The organism is Streptomyces sp. NPDC020192 (assembly GCF_044388685.1).
GTDB lineage: Bacteria > Actinomycetota > Actinomycetes > Streptomycetales > Streptomycetaceae > Streptomyces.
This window is the reverse complement of record NZ_JBIRXG010000041.1, coordinates 33,744-45,390: the sequence shown is the minus strand read 5'-3', so window position 1 is coordinate 45,390 and position 11,647 is coordinate 33,744. Positions and strand designations below refer to the sequence as shown.

Below are 11,647 nucleotides of genomic sequence, written 5' to 3'. Positions count from 1 at the left end.
TCTTGGTCGTGAACCCGTCTACCGGGAGCTTCACTGCGTTGTACAGACCTCCGCGACCAAGCAGCCACCCTCACCACGAGGTTGGAAAAGGCTCAGTGACTTGTGGCCAAGGAGCGAGGCGATGGCCTCCAGGGACATGCCCCGGTTGATCGCCTGAGTGGCCAGAGTATGTCTGAGCTGGTGCGGGGTGACCCGGCCGAGTCCGGCCCGCTGGGCCGCCTTGCGAACCGCGGCCATCCTCGGCGGCGCCATCGAGCCCGGCAGGGTCTTCAACGTCACCACCGACCTCGACGGCGTCCCGGCCGGCTACCAGGACATGGCCGACCGCAAGAGCCTCAAGGTCCTCATCAACCCCTGATCCCCCAGAACGCAGCAATGCGATCCACATCAACGGGGTGGCGGATGCACTTCACGCGCCGGGAGCCGGCGCGTGAAGTGACGCCGTCCATTTGAGAACACCCTCCGAGAGTCGCGCGGCCGTACCGGTCACCGGAGCCAGGCTGCATGACCAACGTCTCTACAAAATCGATGGATTGACACGGCGCGGATGTCCGGCAGGTGTCGATGTGGCATGCCTTCCGCGCTACGACGCACACCCCCGCGGGGTGGGGGGAGCTTCTACCCCCCCATAAACCCGACCTGCCACCCCTGGCGCAGAAGCAGTTTCGTGGAATCGCGCCTCGGTCCCGACAGCAACGACGTCGCGCCTTTCCCCCACCGATCGAATATGAGGTCCACTCCATGGAACGTCGCAAAGCGCTCGGCCTGATCGCCGGCACCGGAGCCGCCACCGCAGCCGCCTCCTTCACGGCTCTGCCCGCCTTCGGCGAGGAGAGCGGCCGTGCCGGGGGCGCCACAGGACAGGGCAAGACCAAGGACGCCTGTACCTTCGCGCTGGACAAGAACGTCAAGCGGACCTCGGTACGGTTCAAGAACCGCTACGGCATCGAGGTCGCCGGAGACCTCTACGTGCCGAAGAACGCCCGGGGCAAGCTGCCCGCCCTGGCGCTCAGCGGCCCATTCGGCGCGGTCAAGGAACAGTCCTCGGGCCTGTACGCCAACGAGTTCGCCCGCCGCGGCTACGTCGCCCTCGCCTTCGACCCCTCCTTCACCGGGGAGAGCGGCGGCACGGTGCGCGACGTGGGCTCGCCCGACATCTACACCGAGGACTTCAGCGCCGCCATCAACTTCCTCGGCCTGCAGAAGATCGTCGACCGTGAACGGATCGGCGTGCAGGCCATCTGCGGCCTGAGCGGCATGGCGCTCACCGCGGCGGCCGCAGACAGCCGCATCAAGGCGGTCGCCACGGCCTCGATGTACGACATGTCGCGCAGCATGTCCCGCGGCCACGAGGACTTCTACACGCGCGAGCAGCGCCAGAAGGTCATCGACTACCTCAGCCGGCAGCGCTGGACCGACGCCGAGACGGGCACCTTCGCGCGGGGCTCCCACGAGGTCCTCGTACGAGCCAGCGAGCAGACCTGGTAGCAGTCGACGGACGGCCTGCATGACCGCCCGCTCCTGCATTACCGCTTCACGGGTTCCCGGGCCGACGGTCGCCGACCCCGGGATCCGCTTACACCCGAGGATGCCCTGAGGAGCAAGAGGTCGGCACCGCCTCCACCATCAGCTTCACGACGTCGCACTGTGGTACCACCGCACCACGTACGACCGTCACTTCATCGAAGGCTCCGCAGTCCCCATAGGGCCATGCGCCTCGACACATGCTGGCGAGGCCTCGCGGCCGCCGCACGAAGCGTCATGTCAGAGGCAGTCCCCGTCCCTCGCGCAATGCTGCAAGCCGGGCCATTTGCTCACCCATGCCGCGTGCTCCGGCCAACGGCGTGTGGACGTGCGGCCAGACGGAGCGCACGAGGCTGATGTGTCGTGCACCGCCGAGGGCCACCACCGGGTCAAGGCCCACGATGTCACGCACGGTTGCCTGTTCCAGAAGGACCTGGCTCGTTACCGCGTCGGCTGCGCCATGAGGTGTGTCGTACGGCTCGATGACGTCGTCGAGGTCGAGGAGCCCGTGGCGTGCGGAGAGAATGAGCAGCAGGTCAGGTTGCAGTGCGTCGGCCGCCTTGCGGCATGCCCGGTGGTAGGAGCCTACGTACATGTCTGCGGAGCGCGCGGGCGAGCCCAGTTTGCGGCTGCCGCACGGGATGACGACGAGTCGTGGCTTGAAGTAGTCGAGATGGTCGTTCGTGGTCATGTCTGTCGTCCTGCCTGTGCGTGTGATGTGAGCACTACTGGTCATGAAGAACAAGGTCATGCCGGATGACGGGCTTGAGGCGTCCACGGGAGGGAGCAGGAGAGGCAGCCGATGGAAGCTCAGACCCGGCAATGCCGCCGTCGCACGAACAGTTGGCGCACACTCGGCCTCTGCGAGCGGAGCCCACTATGTCCCCTGAAATGCAGCGGCAGCACCATTCCGCCAGGCCCGCCGCGGCCGCAGACTCTCGCTTTCGCCGCCGGCGGCACGTCAGACCACGCGCTCCTTGGCGTTGGTCCTCACCGTCGGAGTCTCGGTCGGTGTCGGGCGGATTCCGGCGAAGCCGAGGAACGCACCGAAGGCCGTCATGCCGGCGGCGATGGTGAAGCTGAAGGCGTAACCGTGCGCGGCGGCGGTCAACGGGTCGGCGCCCGCACGCCGCAGCACGGCGGCGTGGCCGGTGCCCAGTGAGACCAGGGCCGCCAGGCCGATGGCGCTGCCGATCTGCATGGACGCATTGTTCATGCTGGTGGCGATGCCCGCGTCCTCACCGGTGGCGCCGTCCACTCCGGCGACAGTGGATCCGACGAGGACGAGTCCGCCTCCCAGCGGCACGAGGATCAGTCCGGGCAGTACGTCGGCCACATAGGTGCCGTGGCTGCTCAGCCCGGCAAGGAGGAGGTAGCCGACGGTGGTGACCGCAAGCCCTCCTCCGTTCAGGGCCCGCAGACCGAACCGGGGAAGGAGGCGTGGTGCCATCACGGTGGCGCTGAAGAGAATGACCAACCCGAACGGTACAAAGGCGAATCCGGTCGCCAGCGCGGAAAAGTGCAGTATGCGCTGGACATACAGGCTCAGTGAGAAGAAGAGGGTGGCGAAGCCGACGTAGTAGCAGATGCGAACGATGTTGGCGATGCTCCGGTTACGTGAGCGCAGAAATGCGAGGGGCACCAGAGGCTGGGCCACGCGAGCCTCCACCAGCACTAAACCGATCAAGCAGAGCACACCGAGCCCGACGCAGCCCACGACGGAGAACGAGAGCCATGCGTGGCTGTCCTTCTCCAGGAGGCCGAACACGACCAGGAGCAGACCGAGGGTGACCGTCACGGCGCCTAGGACGTCAGGCCGACCGCGCTTGGTGGCCCGGCTTTCGGAGACGAGCTTGAAGGTGGCGAGAAAGGCGAACACGGCGATGGGCAGATTGATGAAGAAGATCCAACGCCAGGAGGCGATGGTGGTCAGGACGCCCGAGAGCACGACGCCCAGGGCCACACCAACTCCGGCCAGGCCACTCCAGATGGCCATGGCCCGTGCCCTTTCCTGCCGCTGTGTGAACAGCAGCGTCACCAGGGACAGTGCCGCCGGGCTCACGAGTGCCGCACCGACGCCCTGTACGAAGCGGCTGGCGATCAGTACACCGGCTTGCTGGGCCACTCCGGCGCTCGCCGACGACAGCGCGAAGATCGCCAAGCCGGTCAGGAAGAGGCGTCTGCGGCCGAGCAGATCGCCCAGGCGCCCGCCGAGCATCAGCAGCCCACCGTAGGTGACGGTGTAGCCGTTGACGACCCAGGCCAGGCCCGTGGTCGTGAAGCCGAGATCGTGCTGGATGGGAGGAAGCGCGACATTGACCACGGTCACATCGAGGAGCAGCATCACCTGCACCAGGCAGATGATCCCGAGCGCGCGCCACCTGCGCGGATCCGGGTCGGGAGTGGGACTGATCGGAGTCATCACTGATCGCCTTCTGTTCGGTCGGGCCGCCGCCGTGCCCCCGGACGCCGTCTCAGGAGGCGTAGGCGCGAGCCGGCCCGGCCCACGGACATTTCCTGAGGTGTTCAACTCGCAGGCGCCGGGTGTGCGTGGCCGCGGATAAGGACAGCGAAGGCGCACATTCGGTCTTCGCTGCGGGATCGGTACCGGAGCGAGCCTGAAACACCTTCGGGTGCCGCCGCCTCCGAGGAACGGCGTCGGCACCGGCGGTGTCCCAGGAGGGACGGAGGGGTCAGCCCTGCGCCCTCATCCCTCGGCGGTACCCCGGGTGCGCCCGATAGGGGCTGACACTCGACTCGCCCAGCATCCAGAAGCGCCAGGCGTACGAAGCAGCAGGACCGCCCACCCCCGTCCGCGGCCCTCGACCGACCCGCGCGGACGAGACGCCCCCGGCGGGTTCCGCGAGGAACAACTCCGCCGCTCCGTCGCATGCTGACTGTCCGTCATGACGCAGATCGGCGATGCCCAACGCTCGCGCGAGGTTGGCCGGGCCGCGCGCCAGATCGCGCGCCCGTACCCCAGGCCCCCGGCGATCTTGCGCGACGTCTGCTCCCTCCACGACGGTGCCGGCGCGGAGCAGCACCGAAGCGGGACGCTGCCCGGGTCCGCAGACGGCGTTCAGGCACCGATGCAGCGCGTGCGTCCGGTACACATAGAAGGTCCCCGGGGCCCCGAACTCCGCTCGATTGGTCCGGTTCGGGCCCCGGAACGCGTGCGAGGCCGGGTCATCGGGCACCTCGTACGCCTCCACCTCGGTGATACGCACCGCCGTCACGCCGCGCTGCGAGCGCGAGACCACGAGAGCCCCCAGGAGTTCGGGAGCCACCTCGAGGGCGGGCCGGTCGAAGAAGTGCTCGCGCAAGGCGGACCGCCCTGCCGACGGAGCCCCCGGCTCATCGAACGCCCGCAACTGCTCGTGATCGGTCCCGGCCATGCCCGGGACCGTCTGGTTCTCTGCCAAGCCGCTGCCTCCTGTCGAGATTCCGGGACGCCGGATCCGACGCCCCCACCGTCCCAGCGCTCTCCTTGCGTCGCCCCATGGCCCGAAAAACTGCCGTGAGGCACTCGGATACGGACCTTCGAGTCGAACGCCCACCAGGCCGTTGGAGGAAGGAACACGCTTCCGGACGAGGTGACATCGAGGCCGAGCACGCGATCCAGGCTGCGGACGCGATGCTGGACTATCCGCAGTCGGGCGAACGTTTCCGGGGCCGCGAGACAACGCGGCGGGCATCCGGCCGACCGGCGCTTCACCCTCCTGCGCGTCACCGGCCACGCGCATGTATGGGTGAGCGAATGCGTCACCATCTACGACGGTGCGCCCGCGTGGCGGGCCGCGCTCGCAGAGCCTGACTGGCCTCGTCCGGCACGGCCGACCTATCGGATTTCGGCGATTGTCTGTGCTCGCCGGATACCTCCAGGGCTCAGGCGCCCGCGCCGTCGACTCCGGTGTGCGTGGTGCGGAAGCGTGCCCGGTAGGCCCCCGGCGTGATGCCCAGGTTGCGCGTGAAGGCGCGGCGCAGGGACTCCGGTGACCCGAAGCCGGTGCGCCGGGCCACCGTGGCCATGGGGTCGTCGCTGTCTTCCAGCATCGCCTGGGCGGCCTCCATGCGGACCTGCTCGACGTAGCGGGCCGGGGTCGTGTGCATCTCGTCGTGGAACAGGCGTGTCATGTGGCGGGTGCTCACACCTGCCCGGCGCGCCATGGCGGCAAGGGTGTGCGGGGCGGACGGGTCCTCGGCGACCGCGTCCAGGACCCGGCGCAGCATCTCCTGTCTCGCGCGCGGGGTGTGGGTGCGGACGCTGAACTGGGACTGGCCGCCCGGCCGCTGCATGAACACGACCATGTCCTTGGCCACGGCGCGGGCGACGTCGGCGCCGAGGTGCTCCTCGACCAGGGCGAGCGAGAGATCGATGCCCGAGGTGACGCCTGCGGAGGTCATGATGTGGCCGTCGCGTACGAACAGGGCGTCCGCTTCCACGCTCACCTTCGGGTAGCGCAGGGCGAGCTGGTCGGCGAAGCGCCAGTGCGTTGTCGCCTTGCGTCCGTCGAGCAGTCCGGCCGCGGCGATGAGGAAGGCTCCGGTGCAGATGGACGCGGTGCGGCAACCATGTGCGTCGAGCGCCCTGATGGCGTCCAGCAGGGCGTCGTCCTTGATGAGGGAGGGCCACTCCGGGCCGCCGGGGATGATGACCACATCGCTGGCCGCCTGTACCTGCGCGGCAGCGAGGTCGACGCGCAGTCCGGTGCCGGCTGCGGTGACCACGTCGGCGCCGTCAGGGGAGACCGTGCGTACGCGGTAGCGGCCGCCGAATTCGTTGGCTGTCGTGAACACCTCGATCGGGCCGGTGACGTCGAGCAGCCGTACGCCGGGGAAGACCAGCACGGTCACCAGGAGCGGCTTCCTGCCTGACGGCCTGTCCTTCATCGTGCGCCTCCCGGACGGACTGGGGCCCACATCGGAGGACACCATCATCCGCCCGGCGATGCTCTGCCGCTCCCGTGCCGATTGTCGTCCGCGTCCCTGCGGCATGTTGCTGCCTTCCGTGGTGTGGAACGAGGCATCTGGCTTCGGCGCCTCGCCCGTGTTCAGCGGTCGTTCGCCGTCTCGTCATGGCCACAGGTGTGGCCACAACACGCTCGGACAAGGACATCGGGGCATCCGGGCGGCACCCGGCAACGGGCCTGCACGGTGCTCGATGTCCTGGTGTGAGGGCGTCATGGCGCATGCTGTTCTGTGGCGGGAGCCGCGCTTCGCCATAGCGTCGAGGGCGCCAACGGGCCGACCGTCTCGGCCGCTTCCCTGAGCTGCTGGGTGTGGCCTGGCCAGTCGGCCGGTCCGTCACCGTGGCTGGTCCTGGACGGTGACGAATCCGACACCCCAAGAGAAGGCACTTCACGCCGTGACACCCCACCCCAGTACCAGCCGAGCGGTCCCGTGCCAGGTCGGCCCGGCCTCGAGAGCGTCCGCGGTCGGCTCGGCCCCGAGATCATCCGTGCATGTACGTGACCGGCCGGACGAGGGGAACGGCAGGGAGCGGGGCCAGCTCGGTCCCGGCTGGTTCGCCGCCGTCATGGGCAGCGGGATCGTCGCCGTCGCGGCCGCCACCCTGCCGCGCAGTCTCCCCGGGTTCGGCGAGGCCGCCACGGTGGTCTGGGCGGGGACCGCGCTGCTGCTGATCGTGCTCGCCGTCAGCTATACCGGGCAGCGGACGCTGCGGGTGCATGCCGGTGATCCGGTACTGGCCCAGTTCTTCGGGGCGCCGCCGATGGCTCTGCTCACCGTCGGGGCCGGGACGCTGCTGCTCGGCCGGCGGCTGATCGGGGAGCGTGCGGCGGTGGATGCGGACTGGGTGCTGTGGTCGGCCGGTACGGTGCTGGGTCTTGCCACCGCCTGCACGGTGCCGTATCTGATGGTCACGCGGCACCGTTTCACGCCGGACGCGGCGTTCGGCGGCTGGCTGCTACCGGTGGTGCCGCCGCTGGTCTCCGCCGCGACGGGCGCGCTGCTCATCCCGCGGGCGCCGGCCGGGCAGGTGCGGCTGGCCCTGCTGCTGTGCTGTTACTCGATGCTCGGGCTCGGGTTGGTCGCGGTCCTGCTGGTGCTGGCCATGGTCTACACCCGCCTGGTGCATCATGACGCGCCCGGCGGTGCGGTGGTGCCCACGATGTGGATCGGCGTGGGGGCGCTCGATCAGGCGGTGACGGCGCTGGGGACGCTGGCCACGGCGGCGCCGAGCGTGCTCCCCGCCCCGTACGCGCGCGGGAGTGGTGTCGTAGCGCTCCTGGGTGGGCTCGGGATCTGGGGCTTCGCCCTGCTGTGGCTGGTACTGGCCACGGCGCTGACCGTACGGGAAATCCGCAGAGGGCTGCCCTTCGCAGCCACCTGGTGGTCCTTCATCTTCCCCCTCGGTGCATGCGTCACCGGCACCAGCGCGCTCGCCGCCCGTACCGGCTCGCAGCTGTTCGTCTGGATCGCCGTCGTCCTGTACGCCCTGCTCGTCGTCGCCTGGGCGGTCGTCGCCTGGCACTCCCTGTGCCATGCTGTCCGGCAGCGTGAGCGCGCCCGCCGCTGACAGGGCCCGTGCAACGCTCCGCATCACACGGACGCGTCGCGCGAACCCGGCTGTCTGCCGACGGGCAGCCGGGTTCGCGCCGCATCGCAACACGTGCCTATGCCGCATCGCAACACGTGCCTATGGCAGCGCCCCGGGTGCCGTCGAGGCCGTGCTCTGCGGGCGGGCCGGCTGCCCCGCACCGGCGGATCCGTGCGCGGTCGCGGGGCGGGCCCGGAGTCTGGCGGCCACCATGGCGGCGAACACGACAGCCCAGAACACCAGGGCGATCCAGACCTCCCAGCGGCCCACGCTCGTCATCCACGAGGTTGCGGTCGCGCGTCCCAGCTCATGCGTGGTGACCGCATACATGCCGACCGGGAAGACGAGGTTCCACCAGCCGAGCTCGTAACGCAGCGGGATACGGCGCAGCGCGTGCCGCCAAACGCCCAGAGCCAGCAGGAGCGGGATCAGCCAGCTTGAGAACGCCCACAGGACGACGGACGTCCCGATGATGAGCGGGCGCGACAACATCGTGGTGCCTGGATGGAGTGCGATCAGCCGGACTCCGGCGAGCACGGCGATCGCCGCCGCCCCCATGAAGATCCATACGGACGTCATGAGGCCTTCCGGCTGCACCGGCCGGGACAGCAGCCGGGCCAGGACCAGCGCGGCGGTCAGCAGGTACTGCATCAGGCCGACGGCCCAGCACACCACTGCCAGGACGGCCAGTGCGTGTCCCGGGGTCAACCGGGCCAGCGATGCTGCCGCGACCGCCACCGACTCCGATCCCACCGACCACAGGAACCAGGTGCCGTTCACCTGGTCGAGCGAGGGGCCCCGCTTCAGCGTGGTGATGAGCGCGAGCGGGATGCCGTAGTCCAGCACCACCCATCCCAGCGTTCCGAACGCCAGGAACGCCCCGGCGACCGCAGTGTGTCCGGCCGGCACAAAGCGAGCGGCCAGCACGTTCGAGGAGATCGCGAGGGTGAGGAACGCGAAGGCACGCGGCCCGAGGAGATCCGCGACGAACCGCTCGCGCCGGCGCAGCAGCCGCCAGCCGTAGGCGGGCACCAGTGCGGCATAACCGGCCAGGGCCACCCACAGCAGTACGGCGGAGGCGGTGTCGGCGCCGTTGACGTACAGGGCCGTGGAGACGATGCCGGTGCCCATCACGAACGCGAGTGCGCCCGCGTTCAGATTGGCCACCGAGAGCCGGGTTCGGTGAGCCATTCGGCCAGGACCGCGGTATGGCTGTGGTCCATGTCCTGGGTGGATGTCAGCAGGGTGAGGCTGCGGTGTTGGGCCAGGTCCCGAAGCCGGGCAGCTGCGTATTTGTGCCGCTGATCGCCCAGTTCGGTGAGACAGCGGCGGCGGAACTCACCGAACCGCTGGGGGTGGTGGCCGTACCAGCGCTGCAGCTCGACGGATGGTGCGACCTCCCGCAGCCACTCGTCGAGCGGTGCGCCTTGCCGACGCACACCTTCCGGCCAGACCCGGTCGACCAGCACGCGCTCGCCGACCTCACCGTCCTCGCTTGGCGTCTGCTCGTCGATTCTGCGGCAGATGATCTCGGACACGGACATGACGCATCCTCCGGCCGCTTTCGCAGTAGAAGCATTTTACTGGTATGCGAAATTCATTGCCTTTGGGTGCGGGGATGGTGTGGGGACCGGTGGGTACCGCGGTGACGGCCGCGCGGGCCAGGGTCTGGGTGACGGTGTGCGCGATCGCCTGAGCGGTCAGGCCTGCTTCCGCGAGGATCTCGGCCCGGGTGGCCTGCCGGGGAAACCCGTCCGCCACGCCCACGGCACGTACCGGGGTGCGGATGCCGGCCTCCTGCAGGCCCTGGGCCACCGCGGTGCCCACTCCTCCGGCGCGCAGGCCGTCCTCGACCGTGACGACCAGGGCGTGCTCGGCGGCGAGCGCGGGCAGATCGCCGGGGAGCGGCTTGACCCACGGTGGGTCCACTACGGTGACCCCCACCCCCTGCTCGGCGCACAGCTCCGCCGCTTCGAGAGCGACCGAGGCCGTCGTTCCGACAGCGACCAGCAGGACACCGCCGCCGGGGCCTCGCGCAGGACGTCGACCGCACCGGCGCGGCCGACTGCCGGGATCGCCGGGCCGACCGTGCCTCTCGGGTAGCGCAGGACCGTCGGCGCGTCGGTGATCGACACGGCCTGGCGCAACTGCCGCCGCAGCGTGCGCGCATCGCGGGGAGCCCCGATACGCAGGCCGGGGACAGCTTGGAGCATCGCAAGATCCCACAGCCCGTTGTGGCCGGGGCCGTCGTCACCGGTGACTCCGGACCGGTCGAGGACCAGGGTCGCACCGAGCCGGTGCAGCGCGAGGTCCATCAGCATCTGGTCGAGGGCGCGGTTCAGGAACCTACAGGGCGATCACCGGATGCAGGCCCGCCATGGCCATGCCGGCGGCCGAGGCGACCGCATGCTGCTCGGCGATCCCGACGTCGAAGAACCGTGCCGGGTAGCGTGCGGCGAAGTCGTTGAGACCGACCGAGCCGGGCATGGCCGCGGTGATCGCGACGACGTCCGGGTGCGCGTCGGCCAGTTCGACCAGTTCCCGGCCGAACACTGCCGTCCAGGTCAGACCAGCGGGCCGCAGAGGGTGCCCGGTCTGCGGGTCGATGATGCCGATGCCGTGCAGGTGGTCCTCCTCGTTCTGCTCGGCCGGCGCGTATCCGAGCCCCTTGCGCGTGATGCAGTCGACGACGACCGGCGCGCCATGGGCCTTGGCCCGTTCCAGGGCTGCTTCCAGGGCGGTGATGTCGTGGCCGTCGACGGGCCCGAGGTAGTGCAGTCCCAGCTCGCAGAAGAGCGAGTGGGGCATCACGGCCTCCGCGCTGCCCCCTGCGAGGCCTGCTTTCAGGCCCTCCTTGATGCCTTCCTTGGCCGCGTGCAGGGTGCGGTGAAGCGCCCGGCCCGGCGCTCCGGCACCGTCGAGCGCCTGTCTGCCCCAGCCGGCCAGACGCTCGTAGCCGGCGTGGGTGCGCAGGGCCGCCAGGTGCTGGGCGAGTCCGCCCACGGTCGGTGCGTACGAGCGTCCGTTGTCGTTGACGACGATCACCACCGGCCGGTCCGGCGCCGCCGCGATGTTGTTGAGGGCCTCCCAGGCCAGCCCTCCGGTGAGTGCTCCGTCGCCGACGACGGCGACGATGTGCCGGTCCGACTCTCCTGCGAGCTGTGCGGCCTTGGCCCTGCCGTCGGCGTACGACAGGGCTACCGATGCGTGGGAGTGCTCGATGTGGTCGTGCGCGGACTCCTCCCGGCTCGGGTATCCGGAAAGCCCGCCACACTGCCGCAGGCCGGAGAACTCACCGGCCCGCCCCGTCACGATCTTGTGGACGTACGCCTGGTGCCCGACGTCCCACAGCAGCCGGTCGCGCGGGGAGTCGAAGACCCGGTGCAGCGCCAGGGTCAGTTCCACGACGACGAGGTTGGTCCCCAGATGGCCTCCCGTGGCCGCGACATGGCGGACCAGGAAGTCGCGGATCTCCCCGGCCAGCCGGACCAGCTCTGGACGGCTCAGACCCCTCAGGTCCGCGGGCTGGTTGATGCGCGCCAGCAGGCCCATGCCGCTGCTCCT

General features: G+C 69.8%; 10 protein-coding genes and 1 pseudogene. 3 read left to right on the top strand and 8 right to left on the bottom strand.

Annotated elements, in window-relative coordinates; translation table 11 throughout:
* Positions 1-30: 30 nt before the first annotated feature.
* A complete protein-coding gene (locus ACH47Z_RS41835; RefSeq protein WP_399084152.1) occupies positions 31-237 on the bottom strand; it encodes a tyrosine-type recombinase/integrase in 207 nt (68 codons plus the stop codon).
* Between ACH47Z_RS41835 and ACH47Z_RS41830 the strand changes: the two genes are divergently transcribed.
* The gene (locus ACH47Z_RS41830) at positions 221-358 is read left to right on the top strand and encodes a hypothetical protein (protein WP_399084149.1); all 138 of its coding nucleotides are present in this window, start codon (positions 221-223) and stop codon (positions 356-358) included. The two genes, ACH47Z_RS41835 and ACH47Z_RS41830, sit on opposite strands and share 17 nt — an antisense overlap.
* A gap of 383 nt (positions 359-741) precedes the next feature.
* On the top strand, positions 742-1,488 hold the full coding sequence (locus ACH47Z_RS41825; RefSeq protein WP_399084146.1) for an alpha/beta hydrolase: 747 nt from the start codon (positions 742-744) through the stop codon (positions 1,486-1,488).
* Positions 1,489-1,759: 271 nt separating this feature from the next.
* Here the strand turns inward: ACH47Z_RS41825 and ACH47Z_RS41820 are convergent, their stop codons facing one another.
* From ACH47Z_RS41820 to ACH47Z_RS41805, 4 genes are all read right to left on the bottom strand, one after another.
* Entirely contained in the window at positions 1,760-2,215 is a 456-nt protein-coding gene (locus tag ACH47Z_RS41820; protein WP_399084143.1) for a DUF6884 domain-containing protein, read from the bottom strand.
* Positions 2,216-2,485: 270 nt separating this feature from the next.
* Positions 2,486-3,946: an MFS transporter gene (locus tag ACH47Z_RS41815; RefSeq protein ID WP_399084140.1), complete on the bottom strand. Its 1,461-nt coding sequence runs from the start codon at positions 3,944-3,946 to the stop codon at positions 2,486-2,488.
* Positions 3,947-4,217: 271 nt separating this feature from the next.
* Entirely contained in the window at positions 4,218-4,946 is a 729-nt protein-coding gene (locus ACH47Z_RS41810; protein ID WP_399084137.1) for a DNA-3-methyladenine glycosylase, read from the bottom strand.
* A gap of 463 nt (positions 4,947-5,409) precedes the next feature.
* Entirely contained in the window at positions 5,410-6,414 is a 1,005-nt protein-coding gene (locus ACH47Z_RS41805) for a GlxA family transcriptional regulator (RefSeq protein ID WP_399084135.1), read from the bottom strand.
* A gap of 568 nt (positions 6,415-6,982) precedes the next feature.
* Here ACH47Z_RS41805 and ACH47Z_RS41800 point away from each other — a divergent pair.
* A complete protein-coding gene (locus ACH47Z_RS41800) occupies positions 6,983-8,062 on the top strand; it encodes a TDT family transporter (protein WP_399084132.1) in 1,080 nt (359 codons plus the stop codon).
* 120 nt (positions 8,063-8,182) lie between these two features.
* Here the strand turns inward: ACH47Z_RS41800 and ACH47Z_RS41795 are convergent, their stop codons facing one another.
* The 3 genes and pseudogenes from ACH47Z_RS41795 to dxs form a co-directional block, all read right to left on the bottom strand.
* Positions 8,183-9,274 (bottom strand): tellurite resistance/C4-dicarboxylate transporter family protein, encoded by a 1,092-nt coding sequence (locus ACH47Z_RS41795; RefSeq protein WP_399084129.1) that lies wholly within the window; start codon positions 9,272-9,274, stop codon positions 8,183-8,185.
* Positions 9,238-9,621: a DUF488 domain-containing protein gene (locus tag ACH47Z_RS41790; RefSeq protein ID WP_399084126.1), complete on the bottom strand. Its 384-nt coding sequence runs from the start codon at positions 9,619-9,621 to the stop codon at positions 9,238-9,240. The genes ACH47Z_RS41795 and ACH47Z_RS41790 overlap by 37 nt, the downstream gene beginning before the upstream one ends.
* 118 nt (positions 9,622-9,739) lie before the next feature.
* Positions 9,740-11,635 (bottom strand): annotated as a pseudogene (gene dxs / locus ACH47Z_RS41785) (1-deoxy-D-xylulose-5-phosphate synthase); the annotation flags it as partial.
* Positions 11,636-11,647: the final 12 nt, after the last annotated feature.

Bases quoted from the DNA above. Each gene is read 5' to 3' on its own strand.
- ACH47Z_RS41820 (WP_399084143.1), bottom strand. From the start codon at position 2,215: ATGACCACGAACGACCATCTCGACTACTTCAAGCCACGACTCGTCGTC.
- ACH47Z_RS41795 (WP_399084129.1), bottom strand. From the start codon at position 9,274: ATGGCTCACCGAACCCGGCTCTCGGTGGCCAATCTGAACGCGGGCGCA.
- ACH47Z_RS41805 (WP_399084135.1), bottom strand. From the start codon at position 6,414: ATGAAGGACAGGCCGTCAGGCAGGAAGCCGCTCCTGGTGACCGTGCTG.
- ACH47Z_RS41825 (WP_399084146.1), top strand. From the start codon at position 742: ATGGAACGTCGCAAAGCGCTCGGCCTGATCGCCGGCACCGGAGCCGCC.
- ACH47Z_RS41815 (WP_399084140.1), bottom strand. From the start codon at position 3,946: ATGACTCCGATCAGTCCCACTCCCGACCCGGATCCGCGCAGGTGGCGC.
- ACH47Z_RS41835 (WP_399084152.1), bottom strand. From the start codon at position 237: ATGGCCGCGGTTCGCAAGGCGGCCCAGCGGGCCGGACTCGGCCGGGTC.